The sequence below is a fragment of the Xanthomonas codiaei genome (assembly GCF_002939785.1).
Lineage (GTDB): Bacteria > Pseudomonadota > Gammaproteobacteria > Xanthomonadales > Xanthomonadaceae > Xanthomonas > Xanthomonas codiaei.
Window position 1 is genome coordinate 111,461 of the sequence record NZ_MDEC01000009.1, and the last position, 17,077, is coordinate 128,537.

15 protein-coding genes are annotated in these 17,077 nt (G+C 65.8%); 4 read left to right on the forward strand and 11 right to left on the reverse strand.

Annotation, left to right across the window (positions count from 1 at the left end; all coding sequences use genetic code 11):
• Window positions 1–12 precede the first annotated feature (12 nt).
• A complete protein-coding gene (locus tag XcodCFBP4690_RS08800) occupies window positions 13–3,045 on the forward strand; it encodes a ligand-binding sensor domain-containing diguanylate cyclase (protein ID WP_104540579.1) in 3,033 nt (1,010 codons plus the stop codon).
• A 256-nt stretch (window positions 3,046–3,301) separates the two neighbouring features.
• Here the strand turns inward: XcodCFBP4690_RS08800 and rnt are convergent, their stop codons facing one another.
• From rnt to XcodCFBP4690_RS08840, 8 genes are all read right to left on the reverse strand, one after another.
• Entirely contained in the window at window positions 3,302–3,943 is a 642-nt protein-coding gene (rnt, locus tag XcodCFBP4690_RS08805) for a ribonuclease T (RefSeq protein WP_104540580.1), read from the reverse strand.
• A gap of 341 nt (window positions 3,944–4,284) precedes the next feature.
• Window positions 4,285–4,995, reverse strand: coding sequence for a phosphate signaling complex protein PhoU (gene phoU / locus XcodCFBP4690_RS08810; RefSeq protein ID WP_104540581.1), 711 nt, complete (start codon window positions 4,993–4,995; stop codon window positions 4,285–4,287).
• Between the two features lie 127 nt (window positions 4,996–5,122).
• On the reverse strand, window positions 5,123–5,953 hold the full coding sequence (gene pstB / locus XcodCFBP4690_RS08815) for a phosphate ABC transporter ATP-binding protein PstB (RefSeq protein ID WP_104540582.1): 831 nt from the start codon (window positions 5,951–5,953) through the stop codon (window positions 5,123–5,125).
• A 22-nt stretch (window positions 5,954–5,975) separates the two neighbouring features.
• Window positions 5,976–6,845 carry a phosphate ABC transporter permease PstA gene (gene pstA / locus XcodCFBP4690_RS08820; protein ID WP_104540583.1) on the reverse strand — a complete coding sequence of 290 codons (870 nt, stop codon included), beginning with the start codon at window positions 6,843–6,845 and terminating at the stop codon, window positions 5,976–5,978.
• Complete coding sequence (gene pstC, locus XcodCFBP4690_RS08825; protein ID WP_104540584.1) at window positions 6,845–7,819, reverse strand: phosphate ABC transporter permease subunit PstC; 975 nt, start codon at window positions 7,817–7,819, stop codon at window positions 6,845–6,847. Before pstC ends, pstA begins: the two co-directional genes overlap by 1 nt.
• A gap of 112 nt (window positions 7,820–7,931) precedes the next feature.
• Complete coding sequence (pstS, locus tag XcodCFBP4690_RS08830; protein WP_104540585.1) at window positions 7,932–9,023, reverse strand: phosphate ABC transporter substrate-binding protein PstS; 1,092 nt, start codon at window positions 9,021–9,023, stop codon at window positions 7,932–7,934.
• A gap of 337 nt (window positions 9,024–9,360) precedes the next feature.
• Window positions 9,361–10,380 carry a phosphate ABC transporter substrate-binding protein PstS gene (pstS, locus tag XcodCFBP4690_RS08835; RefSeq protein ID WP_104540586.1) on the reverse strand — a complete coding sequence of 340 codons (1,020 nt, stop codon included), beginning with the start codon at window positions 10,378–10,380 and terminating at the stop codon, window positions 9,361–9,363.
• 194 nt (window positions 10,381–10,574) lie between these two features.
• Entirely contained in the window at window positions 10,575–11,825 is a 1,251-nt protein-coding gene (locus XcodCFBP4690_RS08840; protein ID WP_104540587.1) for an OprO/OprP family phosphate-selective porin, read from the reverse strand.
• A gap of 336 nt (window positions 11,826–12,161) precedes the next feature.
• On the opposite strand from XcodCFBP4690_RS08840, the gene XcodCFBP4690_RS08845 reads away from it, so the two are divergent.
• From XcodCFBP4690_RS08845 to XcodCFBP4690_RS08855, 3 genes are all read left to right on the forward strand, one after another.
• A complete protein-coding gene (locus XcodCFBP4690_RS08845; RefSeq protein WP_208622714.1) occupies window positions 12,162–12,482 on the forward strand; it encodes a hypothetical protein in 321 nt (106 codons plus the stop codon).
• A 115-nt stretch (window positions 12,483–12,597) separates the two neighbouring features.
• Window positions 12,598–13,278: a carbonic anhydrase gene (locus XcodCFBP4690_RS08850; RefSeq protein WP_104540589.1), complete on the forward strand. Its 681-nt coding sequence runs from the start codon at window positions 12,598–12,600 to the stop codon at window positions 13,276–13,278.
• Window positions 13,279–13,289: 11 nt separating this feature from the next.
• Window positions 13,290–14,849, forward strand: a complete 1,560-nt coding sequence (locus tag XcodCFBP4690_RS08855; protein WP_104540590.1) for a SulP family inorganic anion transporter — start codon at window positions 13,290–13,292, stop codon at window positions 14,847–14,849.
• Between the two features lie 176 nt (window positions 14,850–15,025).
• Here the strand turns inward: XcodCFBP4690_RS08855 and nth are convergent, their stop codons facing one another.
• From nth to XcodCFBP4690_RS08870, 3 genes are read right to left on the reverse strand one after another with little or no spacing between them, the layout of a single operon-like run.
• Window positions 15,026–15,739 (reverse strand): endonuclease III, encoded by a 714-nt coding sequence (nth, locus tag XcodCFBP4690_RS08860; protein WP_104540591.1) that lies wholly within the window; start codon window positions 15,737–15,739, stop codon window positions 15,026–15,028.
• Between the two features lie 41 nt (window positions 15,740–15,780).
• On the reverse strand, window positions 15,781–16,161 hold the full coding sequence (locus XcodCFBP4690_RS08865; protein ID WP_104540592.1) for a hypothetical protein: 381 nt from the start codon (window positions 16,159–16,161) through the stop codon (window positions 15,781–15,783).
• Between the two features lie 6 nt (window positions 16,162–16,167).
• Window positions 16,168–16,950, reverse strand: a complete 783-nt coding sequence (locus XcodCFBP4690_RS08870) for an enoyl-CoA hydratase/isomerase family protein (RefSeq protein WP_104540593.1) — start codon at window positions 16,948–16,950, stop codon at window positions 16,168–16,170.
• Window positions 16,951–17,077 lie beyond the last annotated feature (127 nt).

Genomic DNA, 17,077 nt, shown 5'->3' on the forward strand with positions numbered 1-17,077 from the left:
GTGTCGTGTCTGATGAAACTTGGGGTGGGCGCCTGCGGTAGGGGCGAGAATGGGGACGCCGGCCAGGCGTCGGCACGACGGCATAGGCAGTGGCGGCGCTGGCTCGGTGCCGGTGTGTGCGTGCTGCTGATGCTGTGCGCGCTTGCGGCGAGCGCAGCGCCGGTCGCCACCGCGCCACTGCGCGACTACGCCATCGACAGCTGGAGTTCGCGCAACGGCCTGCCGCACAACTCGCTGCGCGATATCGCCCAGACGCCCGACGGCGCGCTGTGGTTCGCCACCTGGGAAGGGCTGGTACGCTACAACGGCCTGGAATTCAGCGTCATCGACCGCAGCACCCGGCCCGGACTGCCCGATAACGGCGTGGGCGCACTGTATGTGGATCGCGATGGTGCGCTCTGGCTCAGCGATGCGCGCGGCAATCTGGTGCGCCGTAGCGCCGACGGGCAATGGCGGCACTGGCAGCGTAGCGGGCAGTGGCCGCAGGCGCTGATCCACGCGATGACCATGGATGCCGACGGCCGCATGTGGCTGCTGTTCGAGGGCCACGGGCTGGGCTGCCTATGGCCGGATGGGCGCTTTGACTATTTTCCGCCGCGCGACGGTGTGCCGCTGCAGAGCAGTTTTCCGCGCATGCTGTTCGACGATCGTGGCCGGCTGTTGATCGGCACGCTGGATGGATTGATCTATCGCGAGCCGGACGGACGCATGCACCGCGCGCCGGCGGCATTCGGCTTGCCGCCCGGTCTGGCCTGGCCGTACCGCGCCCCAAACGGCACTCTGTGGGTGGTGGCGGGCGAGGGGTTGTACCGGTTGCACGATGAACGCGCCGAACGGGTGCATCGGGTGCCGGGACAGGGCCACTTCACCGCGATGCTGCAGGATCGCAATGGCGATCTGTGGCTGGGCAGCGAAAACCAGGGCCTGCTGCGCATCGGCAGCCATGGCGTGGAGTACCTGCCTGCTGGGCGTAGCCTGCCCACCGGGCGCATCGTCAGCCTGCGCGAGGATGCCGAAGGCAGCATCTGGGTGGGCGCCAACGGCGGCCTGTTCCGTCTGCGCGAGACCTTGTTCAGCAGCTACAGCCAGCGCGACGGCCTGAGCGGCGACTACGCCCGTGCGGTGCTGGAAGACCGCGATGGCAGCCTCTGGATCGCCGGCACCGCGGGCCTGGACCGCATGTTGCCGGATGGCCGGATCGTCCAGGTGCCGGTGGCCACGCCATCGGGGCGCCGGCTATCGGTGCTCAGCCTGGCGCTGGATCGGCGCGGCGATCTGTGGGTGGGCACCTACGCCGACGGCGTCTTCGTGCTGCGTGATGGACAACTGCTGCAGCACGTCGGTGAGGCGCAAGGCATTCCCAGCGGCCATATCCGTGCTATCGCGATCGACGCGCAGCAGGCGGTGTGGCTGGCCACCCAACGCGGCGTGGTGAAGCTGGTGGATGGCAAACGCGTGCCGTTGGCGATCGCCGGTCTGCCCGATGGCGTGATCACCGCGCTGGCCAGCGTCGATGGCGCGTTGTGGATCGGCTCGGTCGACGGGGCGGCGGTGTTGCGCGATGGCAGGGTGCAGCAACTGGATCTGGAACGCCTGGGTGGCGCGCGCAGCGTGTTCGGTTTCCAGGCGATCGGCGACGCGGTCTGGATCTCCACCGATCGCGGCCTGTACCGCGTGCGTGGCGGCACGCTGGCGCGCGTGGGCCTGGAGCAGGGCATGCCGGTGGACACCGTGTTCCAGCTCATCGACGACCGCCTGGGCAATGCCTGGATCAGCAGTAACCGGGGCGTGCTGCGCACCGGGTTCGCCGCGCTCGATGCGGTTGCCGACGGACGCGGCACGCTCGCCATCGAGCGCTATGGCGAGATCGACGGCATGGGCAATGCGCAGGCCAACGGTAGCTCCGGTCCGAGCATGATCGAACGCGCGGATGGGTCGGTGTGGGTGGTCACGGCCGGTGGCGTGAGCATGGTCGATCCCGCGCGGCTGCAGCGCTTTCGCGAACGGCGCCCGCCGCCGGCGGTGATCGAAAGCGTGCAGCAGGACGGCCGCCCGCTGGCCTGGCGGCAGCAGGCGCAGTTGCCAGGCGGCGACCGGCTCAACATCTCGTATGCGGGCATGAGTTTTCTGCTGTCCGAGCGCATCGAGTACCGCACCCGCCTGGATGGGCTGGACAACGTGTGGATCGACCGCGGCCGCCAGCGTAGCGTGGAATTCATCGGCCTGCCGCCGGGTCACTACAGCTTGCGCGTGTCCGCGCGCCACCCGGGCGGGGCATGGAGCCGGCAGGAAGCGCGCTGGACCTTCGAGGTGCTGCCGTTGTGGTGGCAGCGCCAGGACGTGCGGTTTGCCGCCGTGCTGGGCGCGCTGTTCGCACTGGCATTGCTGTATCGGATGCTGCTGCATCGCTACAAGACCCATAACGACCGCCTGGCCGAGCTGGTCCGCAAGCGCACGCAGGACCTGCAGCTGCAGGCGCAACGCCTGCTGCAGGCCAATCAGGAAAAGAGCGAATTGCTGACCCGGCTGCGCATCAAGTCCGATGTGTTCGAACGCCAGGCGCACGAAGACGCATTGACCGGGTTGCCGAACCGCCGCCATTTCGATGAAGCGCTGGCGCGCGATCTCAGCCGTGCACGCCGCAGCGGCCGGCCGCTGGTGCTGGCGATCCTGGACATCGACCATTTCAAGCGCATCAACGACCGCTATTCGCATGCCAGCGGCGACGCGGTGCTGCACGAGGTGGGCGCGCTGCTTACCGCCGCCGCACGCGCTTCGGATCTACCAGCCCGCCTGGGCGGCGAAGAGTTCGCCCTGCTGCTGGCCGATACCACCCTGGCCGATGCGCACGCGTTGTGCCTGCGCATTCGCGCGCTCTTCCACGCGCGAAACGACTGGGGTGGCGTGCAAGGCCTGCAGGTGACCTTCAGTGCCGGCATCGCCGAACTGCGCGACGAGGACACCGGCTCGTCGCTGATGCAGCGCGCCGATCACGCCTTGTACGAAGCCAAGAGCGCGGGGCGCGACCGGATCGGCGGGGCTTAGGGGCGGGGATTGGGGATTGGGGATTTGGGATTCGGGATTCGGGATTTGTGAAGCGTGGCGTTGACGCTCTTTGTGTCCGGGCGGAAGACCGGACGCTTTCATCAAATGAGGGGTTCGAGCCGATGGCGAAGATGCGCCTGTGAAAAGCCATGCGGGCTATGCATCGGTTGCTCTGAATTTTTAGCATGCACGCCGACTTTCAGCCCAAGCGCAGCACGCCCTTGCCAATCCCGAATCCCGAATTCCCAATCCCGACCTAAACCGGCCCAGGCCACGCATTGGCGATCGTGCAGAACAGCCGTGCGGTCTGCTCGGTGTCGTAGACCGCGCTGTGCGCGTCTGCCGTGTTCCACTCCAGCCCGGCCGCCTGCGCGGCGCGCGCCAGCACCGTCTGCCCGTAGGCGACGCCGGCCAGGGTGACCGTATCGAACACGCTGAAGGGGTGGAACGGGTTGCGCTTGTGCCCCACGCGCGCCACCGCCGCGTTGAGGAAGTTCAGGTCGAAATGCGCGTTGTGGCCGACCAGGATCGCGCGTTGGCAGCCGTATTTCTTCACCGCCGCGCGCACTGGAGCGAACACGTGGTCCAGCGCGTCCTTTTCCTGCTTGGCGAAGCGGAACGGGTGATCGAGCACGATGCCGGTGATCTCCAGCGACTTCGGGTCGATCTCCAGTCCGGGAGCCGGCACCAGATGCGCGCTGGCGGTCTGACCGGGGAAGAACCGTCCCTGGTCGTCCATTTCGATCGGCACGCAGGCGATTTCCAGCAGTGCATGCCTGTTCCAGTCGAAGCCACCTGTCTCCACATCGACCACCACCGGCAGATAGCCGCGGAAACGCCGTGACATCGGCAGGAAAGTGGCAGCAGGCTGTGGGTCGACCGGTTCGTTCATCCGCATAGCCTAGCAGGTCGCACCCCGGGCCTGACTGGCTCATCGTCGGCCATCTCCGCCCTGGCGTTCGGCACGTCCAGCCGGTGGGTTGCGGCCCTGCGTCGGCAGGCGCGCGCGCTGGGCGCGGCGAGCAGGGCGTACGCGGTCAGAAAGTGGGGACCTCCGTGGTGCCGAACCCGTCGCCCGTAGCGGCGACGCGCAGCGCGATCGAAAAAAGAAGGCCCGACCCAAGTGCCTGCGGGTCGGGCCACTCTAACGACGCTGTGAGCGACAGGCGGCGATCGGCGGGGCAGGCGCTCGCGCGACGGCGCTAGCCGGGCGTGCCGTGCGCGCGCCTGTGCAGCGGCTCAGATCACGCCGGTCGTGCTGGTGTCGTCGCGCTTGACGCGCGGCGGCAGCGGCTGTTCGCCGTGCACCAGGAACCACACGTTCTCGGCGATGTTGGTGGCGTGATCGCCGATGCGTTCCAGGTTCTTGGCCATGAACAGCAGGTGCGTGCACGGGGTGATGTTGCGCGGGTCTTCCATCATGTAGGTGAGCAGCTCGCGGAACAACGCGGTGTACTGGGCATCCAGGCGCGCGTCTTCGTCGCGCACCCGGATCGCGGCGTTGGCGTCCTTGTCGCGGTAAGCCTGCACCGCTTCGCGCACCGCATCGGCGGCCATCTGGCCGAGCGCGCGCAGGCCCACGGTCTGCGGCAGCGGCGGTGCGGCATTGAGCGCGATCGAGCGCTTGGCCACGTTCGCGGCGTAGTCGCCGATGCGTTCGATATCGGCCGGAATCCGCAGGCCGGCCAGGATTTCGCGCAGGTCGCGCGCCATCGGACCGCGCAGGGCCAGACGCATCACGTCATGGCTGATCGCGTGTTCCAGCGCGTCGATCGCTTCGTCGTTGACCACGATGCGGTGTGCGGCGTTGTCATCGCGACGCTCGACCACGTCCAGCGCCGCCTCCAGCTGCGCCACCGCCGTATCGCCCATGCGCACGATCTCGGCGACGAGACGGTGCTGCTCCTCGTCGTAGCTTTTGACGATATGGTCGTTGAGGTGCTGGTTCATCGTGGTCTCGTTCGTGGCAGTGGTGGATGTCCGCCGTAACCTTGGCGACATGGCACAGGATGCAAATGTCGTGCCGGGCGGTGCGGCGGAACTGCGTCAATGCGGCGTTGCGCTGGCGCGCCTGACATCAACCGAACCGGCCGGTGATGTAGTCCTCGGTCTGCTGCTTGGAGGGCTGGGAAAAGATGGTTTCGGTGCGGTCGTGTTCGATCAGGTCGCCCAGGTACATGAAGGCGGTGTAGTCGGATACGCGCGCGGCCTGCTGCATGTTGTGGGTCACGATCACGATGGTGTAGTCGCGCTTGAGTTCTTCCACCAACTGTTCGATGCGGCTGGTGGAGATCGGGTCCAGCGCCGAGGTCGGTTCGTCCAGCAGCAGTACGTCCGGCCGCAGGGCCACCGCGCGTGCGATGCACAGGCGCTGCTGCTGGCCACCGGACAGGCCCAGCGCGCTTTGTCCCAGCTTGTCCTTGACCTCGTCCCACAGCGCGCCCTGGCGCAGCGCCTGCTCGACGCGGTTCTGCATGTCGGCCTTGGAGAGTTTTTCGTGATGGCGGATGCCGTAGGCCACGTTCTCGAAGATCGTCATCGGAAACGGCACCGGCTTCTGGAACACCATGCCGACCTTGCTGCGCAGGCGGTTCATCGGGTACTTCGGCGACAGGATGTTCTCGCCGTCCAGCAGCACCTCGCCGCGTGCGTCCATCTTCGGATACAGCGCATAGATGCGGTTGAAGATGCGCAGCAGGGTCGACTTGCCGCAACCGGAAGGCCCGATCAGCGCGGTGACGCGTTTTTCCGGGATTTCCAGGTTGATGCCTTTCAGTGCGTGGTACTTGTCGTAGTAGAAATCCAGATTGCGTGCGGCCACCTTCACCGGCGTCTGCGCAGTCGGCGCCCCCTTGGCGGCCGGAACAGCGATGCGATGCATCGGCTTGGCGTTTTGGAGATCGTTCATGTCAGGTGTCCGGAAAGAAAGGTCAGTCATTGGAAATCTTGGTGCGCAACAGCAGCGCGCGTGCGCCCAGGCTCACCAACAACACGAAGACGGTCAGCACCAGTGCGCCGGCCCAGGCCAGCGTCTGCCAGGACTCGTACGGGCTGCCGGCAAACTGGTTCATGATCACCGGCACGCTGGCCATCGGCTGGAAGATATTGCTGTTCCAGTACTGATTGCCGAACGCGGTGAACAACAGCGGCGCGGTTTCGCCGCTGATGCGCGCCAGCGCCAGCAGCACGCCGGTGACGATGCCGGCCGAGGCGCTGCGGTACAGCACCTGCACGGTCACCTTCCACTGCGGAATGCCCAGCGACAGCGCCGCTTCGCGCATCTGCGCCGGCACCAGCCGCAGCATCTCGTCGGTGGTGCGTACCACCACCGGCAGTACGATGAAGGCCAGCGACAACGCACCGGCAAACGCCGAAAAGCGCCCGCCGGTCTGCATCACGTACAAGGTGTAGACGAACAGGCCCAGCACGATCGACGGCGCCGACAACAGGATGTCGTTGACGAAGCGCACCACGATGCCGGCCTTGCGTGCATTGCCGTATTCGGCCAGCCAGGTGCCGGCGGCCACGCCCAGCGGAGTGCCGATCGCCAGCGCCAGCCCGCACATCACCGCGCTACCGAAGAAGGCATTGAGCAAGCCACCTTCCTGCATCGGCGGCGGGGTCATCTTGGTGAACAGATTGATATCGATGCCGGGCACGCCCTTGGACAGCAGTGTCCACAGGATCCAGGCCAGGAAGAACAGCCCGAACAAGGCGGTGATGCACGACAACAGCAGCGCCACCGCATTGGTGATGCGGCGCCGGTTGTACAGCGATTGCGAAACGGAAGAAGCGGACATCAGTTGCCCTCCCGGCGCGAGAGCTGCATCAGCATGAAGCGCGCAATGGCCAGCACGATGAAGGTCACGATGAACAGCACGAAGCCCAGCAGCAACAGGGCCGAACGGTAGGTTTCGGTGGCCTCGCCGAAGTCATTGGCGATCAATGCAGCAATGGTGGTGCCCGGCTCCAGCAGCGACGGCGACAGCCGCACCGTGTTGCCGACCACGAAAGCGACCGCCATGGTTTCGCCCAGCGCACGCCCCAGGCCCAGGAATACGCCGCCGATCACCGCCGAGCGGGTATAGGGCAGTACGATGTCCCAGCTCACTTCCCACTTGGTGGAGCCCAGCGCGTACGCCGATTCCTTCAGGCGCGTCGGCACGGTCAGGAACACTTCGCGCATCACCGAGGAAATGAAGGGGATCACCATGATCGCCAGCACGAAGCCGGCGGTCAGCAGGCCGATCCCCAGCGGCGGGCCCTGGAACAGGGGGCCGATCAGTGGCAGCGTGCCGAGATGGTCGTTGAGCCAGGGCGTCACGTGCTCGGTCATCACTGGCACCAGCACGAACAGGCCCCACATGCCGTAGATGATCGACGGAATGCCGGCCAGCAGTTCGATGGCGGTGCCGACCGGGCCACGCAGCCAGCGCGGCGCCACCTCGGTCAGGAAGAAGGCGATCCCGAAGCTCACCGGCACCGCGATCACCATCGCGATCACGGCCGTGACCAAGGTGCCGTAGATCGGCGCCAGCGCGCCGTACTTGTTTTCCACCGGATTCCAGTCGGCGGAATAGAAGAAACTCAGGCCCTGCATCTGCAGGGCATGGCGTCCGCCCCACAGCATCGACAGTGCCGCGCTGCCGAGCGCCAGCAGCACGAATACGACAGTGGCGGCCAGCGCAAGCTTGAACAGGCGATCGGCGCGCGCATCGCGCAGGTCGCGGCCGCGGGGTGCGGTCATCGCTTCGGGGATTGCGGTGGCATTCATTCGATTGAACCCGTCACCCGCGCGGTGGCGGGAGCGTGAGACATCAGGAACGGCGAGGCGCCCTCAGGCACCCCGCCACCGCGCAGCCCGCCGCGCAGGCGGGATGCAGGCATTACTTGAACTCGCTGCCCCAGTAGGCTTCGATCTGCTTCACCAGCTCCGGCGGCAGCGGCACGTAGTGCAGCTCGCTGGCCTGGGCCTGGCCGTTTTCCAGCGCCCACTTGAAGAAGTCCAGCGTCGCCTTGCTGCGGGCGGCATCCTTGGCCTGCTTGTGCATCAGCATGAAGTTGGTGGCGGTGATCGGCCAGGCCTTCTCGCCCGGTGCGTTGGTGATCACCAGGTTGAAATCCTTGGCGTTGGCCCAGTCGGCGCTGGCGGCCGCGGCGGCGAAGCTGTCCGCATTCGGTTCCACCCACTGGCCGGCCGCGTTCTGCAGCGAGGTGTAGGGCATCTTGTTCTGCAGCGCGTAGGCCAGTTCGACATAACCGATCGAGCCCTTGATCTGCTGCACGTACGAGGCGACGCCTTCGTTGCCCTTGCCGCCCACGCCGCCCGGCCACTGCACCGAGGTGCCTTCGCCGACCTTGCTCTTCCACTCCGGGCTGACCTTGGACAGGTAGTTGGAGAAATTGAAGGTGGTGCCCGAACCATCCGAGCGGTGCACCAGGTTGATCTTGGTGGCCGGCAGCGTCACGCCGGGGTTGGCCGCAACGATCGCCGCGTCGTTCCACATGGTGACCTTGCCCAGGAAGATGTCGGCCAGCAGTGCGCCGGTCAGGCGCAGCTTGCCCGGTGCCATGCCCTCCAGATTGACCACCGGCACCACGCCGCCGATCGCCGACGGGAACTGGCCCAGCCCGGCCTGCTGCAATTCGGCGCTATCGAGCGGCTTGTCGGTCGAACCGAAATCCACCGTGCCGGCCTTGATCTGCGCGATGCCGCCGCCGGAACCGATCGACTGATAGTTCACCTTGTTGCCGGTGGCGGCGTTGTAGTCGGCCGACCACTTGGATACCAGCGGGTAGATGAAGGACGCGCCGGCACCGGAAATCTCGGCGCCCTTGCTGTCGCTGGCCGTGGCGCCGGCGCTGGGAGCGCCCTTGGCGGTGTCGCCGGACTGCGCGTCCTTGCCGGGCGAGCATGCAGCCAGGGCAAGGGCGATGGTGAGGGACAGGGCGGTCAGGCTGGCCGACTGCAATTTCATGGAAGCTCCGAGGCTGGATTGGCCGGGTGTCCGGCAGACCACGCTATGAAATGATGTTTTTGTTACACGTGCATGACAGTGCCTTCTGGCGAAGGCATCACAAAAAAGACGCGGACCACGGAGGGCATCGCACCCTCCGGGATCCGCGTCCCGGTCCCGACGCCGGGGAGAGAGACGGCGCCGTTCCTGTACGTTGTCAATCCGGTCCTCGGACAACGGCAGCCCGGGGGCCCAGGCGCCATCCGGTACCGGCATGGCCATGTCGCGTGAACTGGAGTGTCCGTGTCGATGGAGGGCTGGTGACCAGCCGCCTATCGCGCCCGCCGCGCAGGCTAGATCAACGCGGCAGGTTCTTGGCCCAGTAGGCCTCGATCTGGGTCACCAGGCTGTCCGGCAGCGGCACGTAGTCCAGCTGCTTGGCCTGCGCATCGCCCTTGGTATAGACCCAGCGGAAGAAGTCCAGCGTGTTCTTCAGGCCGGCCGGATTCTTGGGCTTCTTCTGCACCAGGATGAAATTGGTGGCGGTGATCGGCCAGGCGTTGTCGCCGGCGGCGTTGGTCATCACCAAATAGAAGTCCTTGGCCGTGCCCCAGTCGGCGCTGTTGGCCGCCGCGGCGAAGGTCTCGTCGGACGGCTGCACGAACTTGCCGGCCGCGTTCTTCATCGCGGTATAGGCCATCTTGTTCTGCAGCGCGTACGACAGCTCGACGTAGCCGATGCCGCCCTTGATCTGCTTCACGTACGCGGCCACGCCCTCGTTGCCCTTGCCGCCGATGCCGGTCGGCCACTGCACGGCGGTGCCTTCGCCGACCTTGCCCTTCCAGTCCGGATTGACCTTGGACAGGTAGTTGGTGAAGTTGAAGCTGGTGCCCGAGCCGTCGGAGCGATGCACCACGGTGATCTTGCTTTCGGGCAGCTTCACCCCCGGGTTGAGCGCGGCAATGGCCGGATCGTTCCAGGTGCTGACCTTGCCCAGGAAGATGTCGCCCAGGGTCTTGCCATCGAGCTTGAGCGCACCGGCAGCGATGCCGGGCACGTTGACCACCGGCACCACGCCGCCGATCACCGAGGGAAACTGCGCCAGCCCGGCTGCGGCCAGTTCTTCCGGCTTCAGCGGGGCATCGGAGGAGCCGAAGTCCACGCTGGCGGCCTTGATCTGGGCGATGCCGCCGCCCGAGCCGATCGATTGGTAATTGACCTGCTTCTTGGTGGCGGTGTTGTAGTCGGCCGACCACTTGGACATCACCGGGTAGATGAACGAGGCACCGGCGCCGGTGACGTCGGCGGCGTGGGCGCACAAGGCCAGCGAGGCGGCCAGGACGCCCACGGCCAGACGGGTCTTGAAGGAATGGGTCACGGAACAGCTCCAGTAGGGTTGAGGTCAGGACGTCCCGCAGGCATGCCATTGCAGGGCAGCGGCATGACCGCGCGGTGTCGAAGAGATGACAGGACAATGACGCGCAGGCGCGAACGCCTGCAGGATCGGGGGCGGCGCGGATGGGGGCCGGGCGTGCTCGGCAAGCACGCCCGGCGACCGACGCAGCGGATGGCTTACCAATAGAATTGCGCGCGCGCCTCGATGATCGACGGGTTGTCGTCGACCAGGCCACGGGTGGCACTGTTGTAGCGGGTGCTTTCCACCTTGGCGTAGTCCAGGGCGAACTTGAAGTTCGAGCGCCAGTACCAGTTGGCGCCGACCGTCCATACATTCATCCTGCCGCCCAGCACGCCATCGACGAACGGCGTGGTGCCGTTGGAGACCAGGTGGCCGTCGTTGAGGTCCAGGGTGTCGTAGCGCACTGCCAGCTGCCACATGCCCGAAGCCGGTTCGTTGGGCAGCGGGGTGGTCGGCACGCCGGCCTTGTAGCCCCAGGTTTCGCCGGTGATGTTCCAGACGCCGCTGACGTACCAGCCGTCACTCTTATAGTCACGCGCGTTGGCGCCGATGCGGTTGGCGTTCTCCTGGAAGTACTCGCTCTGCAGCTTGAACGGGCCGGTGATCCACATCGCCTCGGCACCGGCCACGCCCACGTCGTCGACATTGGTGATGGCGCCGCTGTCGATCAGGCGGATGGTGGTCAGGTCGGCGTCCGGGCGGGCACGCAGGCGCAGGGTATCGTCGTCGGTGTCGTAGGCCAGGTAGCTGAGACCGACGTGCAGCACGTTGCCGGTCTCGTTGATCGGCGCCCAGGTGCCGCGTGCGCCGTAGCCGCTGCCGTGCGCCTGGTTACGGGTCAGTTCGCGGCCGAACGCACTGGCGGTCAGGCTCCAGTTGTTGTCGCCTATGCCATAGGCCACGCCCAGACGGCGCGAGATGCCGTAGGTATTGGTCACCGATGCCTTGGAGACGAAGTCGTTGTTCTTGGTGCTGGACAGTTCTTCCAGGCTGTTGGGTTGCTTGAACTGGCCGATCTGCAGGTAGTTGTTGGCGTTGCCGCCAAACTTGTACTTGATGTTGTTGTCCAGAAACCGCCCGGTGCTGCGAATGGTGGTGCCGCGGATGGTGACGTCCTTCAACACGCTCGGATCGTAGCCGGCCACCCACTCGAAGTTGCCCGGACCCTTGCCCTTGAGCACCAGCTCGGCGCGGCGGATGCTGAATTCGGAGTTGTCGCCATTGGCACCGATCGGGCCGTTGAGATCCTGCACATCGTTATGGAACCAGTTGCCATCGGCCTGGACCAGGCCCTCCAGCGAGACTTCCGAGCCTCCGATCACATCGATGGCGATTTCGGCGTGTGCTGCCGGAGCGGAAAGCGCCAGCAGCAGCGCGGAGGAGAGCAGGGTAGGAGCGAGTTTCATGGATGCCTTGCGACCTGAGAAAGTGGGCGCAGGCTATGGCGTGAAAGTTGCGTTAATGTGACAAATCAGCAAAGACGTCACAATTGATTTTTGCCAATAAAGACAAGAGTTTACGAACGCTTCAACTGTGTCGTCGTGTGTCAGAAATCGGAATGCAATCGTTTTATGACAGCGCGTGGATCAGGGCCATAGACGCTGTTTTGAGGTCTGCGTCACTGGCGACCTGAACCGCAACTATTGCAGGCTGAACATATATGTCGGTTTGTGCGACGCACCACTTGCGCATGCCTCGCCTAAATTGTTAGTTTCGAGGCCATGTTTCCTCGATTCCTCCAACTGTTGCTGGTTTGCCTGCTCGCGCTCGGCGCGTGGTCGGCGGCCAGTGCACACACGCGCATCCAGGATGCGCTGGTGGGCGACGGTCTGGCGGTGATGGTGGATGCTGGCGAAGCACGCGATGCAGCAGAAGATCCGCAGGACGACGGCGATACCCAGAGCCAGGTCGATACCCAGCTTGCGGACGATATCCCCTTGCTCTCCCAAGCATGGCCGATGCTGGCGCGGTATTCCCCTTCCTGGCACGCGCACCACGCGCCGGTGAGTCACAAACGCGACCTGATCCCGCAACTGCGTCCTCCAAACGCGTTGCTTGGCTGATCCCCAGCGGTCGTTGTAACCGGTGCACTGCGCGCCGGATTTTCTCTTTCGTTTTCTTTTTGCGACCTGCGGTTTGCGCCGCGGGTAGCCATCCGTTGCCTAGAAGGAATCTCCCATGGAAAGTTTGCTCGAAGGTTTTCGCCATTTCCGTAAAGAAGTCTATCCACAGCAGAGCGCGCGCTTTCAGGAGCTGGCCGGCGGCCAGAGCCCGCACACCCTGTTCATCACCTGCGCCGACTCGCGCGTCATGCCGGAGCTGATCTTCTCCGCGCAGCCCGGCGAACTGTTCGTCTACCGCAATATCGGCAACGTCGTGCCGCCGTACTCCCAGCACGTCAGCGGCGTGGTGGCAGCGATCGAGTACGCCATCGCCGTGCTGGGCGTGCGTCACATCGTGATCTGTGGCCATACCGACTGCGGCGCCATGAAGGCCGTGCTCAAGCCGGAATCGCTGGAAGACGTGCCTTCGGTGGCGGCGTGGCTCAAGCACACCGATGCGGCGCGCCATGTCACCGCCCATCACGGGCACGATCCGGCCAGCCCGGACGCGCTGAGCTGCATGACCGAAGAGAACGTGGTCTCGCAGCTGGACCATCTGCGCACGCAACCGGTGGTGGCTGCGCGTCTGGCCGCCGGTACCCTGCGGATCCACGGCTGGATCTACGACATCGCCCACGGCGACATCCGCGCCTTCGATGCCGAGAAGGGTGGCTTCCGTCCGTTGCTGGGCGAGAGCACCCCCGAGGCGACCCCGCGTCCGCGACTGCAACAAGTCGTCCGCGCTGAACTGGCCTGACGGAGCCGATCATGAACACATCGGGTATCGGCGGATATTTCCGCCAGGGACTGTTCGGGCGCGATTTGCTGTCGTCGGTCGTGGTCTTCCTGGTCGCATTGCCCTTGTGCATGGGTATCGCGATCGCCTCCGGCATGCCGCCGGCCGCGGGCCTGATCACCGGTATCGTCGGTGGTCTGGTCGTCGGCTTCCTGGCGGGCTCTCCTTTGCAGGTGAGCGGGCCGGCCGCCGGCCTGGCTGTGTTGGTGTTCGAGCTGGTCCGTGAGCACGGCGCCGCCGCGCTCGGTCCAGTGATCCTGGTGGCCGGCGCGATCCAGCTGATTGCCGGTCTGTGTCGGGCGGGCGTGTGGTTCCGCATGACATCGCCGGCGGTGGTGGCCGGCATGTTGTCGGGGATCGGCATCCTGATCGTGGCCTCGCAGGCGCACGTGCTGATGGATGCGGCGCCCAAGGCACGTGGTCTGGAAAACTTCGCCGCGCTGCCTGCGGTGCTGTGGCAGGCCATCAGCGAAGGCACCGGCCGCACCGCGTTGTTCGTGGGTCTGGCCACCATCGGCATCATCCTGGCATGGGACAAGCTGCGTCCGCAGCGTCTGCGCTTCCTGCCTGGTGCATTGATCGCAGTGGTCGCAGTCACCGCCACGGCGCAGCTGCAGGGCCTGGACGTCAACCGTGTCGACGTGCCCAGCAACCTGTTCTCCGCGATCAGCATCCCCAGCGTTTCCGAGATCTTCGGCGTGTTCAATCACACGCTGCTGGTATCGGCGGTGACCTTTGCCTTCATCGCCAGTGCTGAGACCTTGCTCTCGGCGGCGGCGGTGGATCGCATGCACCAGGGCGCTCGCACGCAGTACGACCGTGAGCTGGCGGCGCAGGGCGTGGGCAATATGTTGTGCGGCTTCCTGGGCGCGTTGCCGATGACCGGCGTGATCGTGCGCAGTGCGGCCAATGTGCAGGCTGGCGCGGCCACCCGCGTATCGACCATCCTGCACGGCAGCTGGCTGCTGGTGTTCGCGATGCTGCTGCCGTGGCTGTTGCGGATGACGCCGGTGGCGTGTCTGGCCGGCATCCTGGTGTACACGGGCGTGAAGATGATCAAGATCGGGCAGGTCAAGGAGCTGGCGACCTACGGTCGTGGAACGGCTGCGATCTACCTGGCGACCACCTTCGCCATCGTGGCCACCGACTTGCTGACCGGCGTGCTGATCGGCTTCGGCCTGTCGCTGTTCCGCCTGGCGCTGCATTCCTCGCGTCTGAAGGTCGAGGTGCGCGAGCACGCCGACAAGAAGGACGAGATGCATCTGACCCTGCAGGGCTCGGCTACCTTCCTGAAGGTGCCGGCGATGGCACGTACGCTGGAAAGCGTGCCGCCGAACACCGCGCTGCATCTGGACGTGGCCAAGCTGCACCACGTGGACCATGCCTGCATCGAGTTGCTGCGCGACTGGAGCCGGAATGCGGCCTCGCGCGGATGCGAGCTGGTGGTGGACTGGAAGGAGCTGGAGCGGCGCGTGGAAGGCCAGCGCGCCGTGGAAAGCGCGCCGGTGGTGGACCCGCGCAAGGCGGCATAAGCCTGTTGTCGTCCCGGCGTTCGCGCCGGGAGCAGTTCTGTCGTGACCGGATGATGCATGGCGCCGAAAGACGCATCATCCGGTCGCGATTTTTTTGGGGCCGGGATTCGGGATTCGGGATTGGGGAATCGTAAAGGCATACGGCCTTGCGTTTGCTGGGTGTGGATCGGGGTTCTCTACTGCGCTGTCGCCTTGCTGCGGGCTTGTGTTGATGCCATAGCCGCATCATTCATCGTTTTTGTTTTCCGCTCTGGGGCCGGCGGGGTCTTGTCGGGGTAGCGGCACAGGTCGTGGATCACGCAGCCTGGGCAATCCGGTTTGCGCGCCTTGCAGACATAGCGCCCGTGCAGGATCAGCCAGTGGTGGGCGTCATGCAGAAACTCTGCAGGGATGACCTTGACCAGTGTGTCCTCCACCGCGCGCACGTCCTTGCCGGGTGCAAGGCCGGTACGGTTGGCGACCCGGAAGATATGCGTGTCCACCGCCATGGTCGGCTCGCCGAAGGCGGTGTTGAGCACCACGTTGGCGGTCTTGCGGCCGACCCCGGGCAATGCCTCCAACGCCGCACGATCGTGCGGCACCTCGCCACCGTACTGCTCCAGCAGAATGCGGCAGGTGGCGATGACGTTCTTGGCCTTGGCATTGAACAGGCCGATGGTGGAGATGTAGCGCTTCAGGCCTTCTTCGCCCAGGTCCAGGATGTCGCGCGGGGTGTTGGCCACCGGATACAGCTTGCGGGTGGCCTTGTTGACGCCGACATCGGTGGCCTGCGCCGAGAGCAGCACGGCGATCAGCAATTCGAACGGCGTGGTGTATTCCAGCTCGGTGGTGGGATGCGGATTGAGTTCGCGCAGCCGCGCGAACATTTCCTGGATCTCGGGTGTGCGCATGGTGCGGCCGCGGCGTGGCGCGGCGGTGGAGCGAACGGGAGTCAAGACTGCGCGCCTCCGGCGGCCTTGGCCTTGGCACGCGCCAGGATGGCGGCGGCCAGCGGCGGCAGTGCGGGCACGGCCGTCTGGCTGGGAGCCGGGGCAGGCGCACGTCGCGCCTCGCGCTCGGCAGCACGGCGTTGCAGGCGGGCTGCGCGTGCGCGGTAGCGTTCGCGCGCGGCCCAGGCAGTGCGCAGGCGCTGTTGCGCGGCGAGCAGTGCGGCGACGACGTTGGCTGGCGTGGCGTCCGCACCGTCTTGTTGCGGCGTCGGCTGGTAGTCCATCAGTCCGAGTGCAAGCGCACGATCGAGATCGTCCGCCCGCACGCAGTCGAACAGTTGCAGCGGCAGCGCGTGCATTTCCGGTGTGGGGTTGGGCGGCATGATGCGTCAGCGATTGCGGAACTGGGCGGGGCGCTTGTCGAGAAAGGCGCGGGTGCCCTCGCGCATGTCCTGGCTGGCAAACAGCAGTGCAAATTCCGCAGTTTCCAGCTGCAACCCCTCTTCCAGGCCGCATTCGCCGCCGAACACCACTGCGTCCAGGATGCCGCGCACCGCCAGCGGTGCCGAGTCGGCCAGGCGCTGCGCCACTGCCAGGGTTTCTTCCTGCAGGGCGTCGGCTTCGACCACGCGGTTGACCAGGCCCAGCTGCAAGGCGCGCGCCGCATCAATGGGCTGGCCAAGCAGGCACAGCTCCAGCGCGGCAGCTCGTCCGGTCAGGCGCAGCAGGCGCTGCGTGCCACCGAAGCCGGGGATCAGGCCAAGATTGATTTCCGGCTGGCCTAGTCGTGCGCTGCTCGCGGCGATGCGCAGGTGGCAGGCCATGGCCAGTTCCAGCCCGCCGCCCAGCGCGAAGCCGTTGACCATCGCAATGACCGGCTTGGGCATGCGCTCGATCCGGCGCATCAGTTGCTGCCCCACCAGCGAGAAGTCACGGCCCTCCATCGCCGACAGCTCACTCATTTCGGCGATGTCCGCGCCCGCCACGAAGGACTTGGGCCCGGCGCCGGTGAGGATCACCACGCGCACCTCGTCGGCCTTGGCCGCGTCGGCGAAGGCCTGGTCCAGCGCCAGCATGGTGTCGCGATTCAAGGCGTTCAGTTTGTCCGGCCGGTTGACCGTAATGGTCCGGACACTGGCGTGATCGGCGATCAGAATGACGTGATTGGACATCGAAAACCCTTGTGAACGTAAAAAAATAGTAAATGCGGAACTTCCGAAAGCCTTGCTGGTCCTAGCTTTCGCGATAAGTAGCGGTTCGCTAGCGCGGCCGCTATCCTAGCGCGTCATCTCAGGCGGC

Excerpts from the sequence above, each read along its gene's own strand:
- XcodCFBP4690_RS08855 (WP_104540590.1), top strand. The coding sequence starts at position 13,290 with ATGAACACATCGGGTATCGGCGGATATTTCCGCCAGGGACTGTTCGGG.
- XcodCFBP4690_RS08800 (WP_104540579.1), top strand. The coding sequence starts at position 13 with ATGAAACTTGGGGTGGGCGCCTGCGGTAGGGGCGAGAATGGGGACGCC.
- XcodCFBP4690_RS08850 (WP_104540589.1), top strand. The coding sequence starts at position 12,598 with ATGGAAAGTTTGCTCGAAGGTTTTCGCCATTTCCGTAAAGAAGTCTAT.
- XcodCFBP4690_RS08865 (WP_104540592.1), bottom strand. The coding sequence starts at position 16,161 with ATGCCGCCCAACCCCACACCGGAAATGCACGCGCTGCCGCTGCAACTG.
- nth (WP_104540591.1), bottom strand. The coding sequence starts at position 15,739 with ATGCGCACACCCGAGATCCAGGAAATGTTCGCGCGGCTGCGCGAACTC.
- pstS (WP_104540585.1), bottom strand. The coding sequence starts at position 9,023 with ATGAAATTGCAGTCGGCCAGCCTGACCGCCCTGTCCCTCACCATCGCC.
- pstA (WP_104540583.1), bottom strand. The coding sequence starts at position 6,845 with ATGTCCGCTTCTTCCGTTTCGCAATCGCTGTACAACCGGCGCCGCATC.
- pstC (WP_104540584.1), bottom strand. The coding sequence starts at position 7,819 with ATGAATGCCACCGCAATCCCCGAAGCGATGACCGCACCCCGCGGCCGC.
- phoU (WP_104540581.1), bottom strand. The coding sequence starts at position 4,995 with ATGAACCAGCACCTCAACGACCATATCGTCAAAAGCTACGACGAGGAG.
- XcodCFBP4690_RS08840 (WP_104540587.1), bottom strand. The coding sequence starts at position 11,825 with ATGAAACTCGCTCCTACCCTGCTCTCCTCCGCGCTGCTGCTGGCGCTT.
- XcodCFBP4690_RS08870 (WP_104540593.1), bottom strand. The coding sequence starts at position 16,950 with ATGTCCAATCACGTCATTCTGATCGCCGATCACGCCAGTGTCCGGACC.
- rnt (WP_104540580.1), bottom strand. The coding sequence starts at position 3,943 with ATGCGGATGAACGAACCGGTCGACCCACAGCCTGCTGCCACTTTCCTG.
- pstB (WP_104540582.1), bottom strand. The coding sequence starts at position 5,953 with ATGAACGATCTCCAAAACGCCAAGCCGATGCATCGCATCGCTGTTCCG.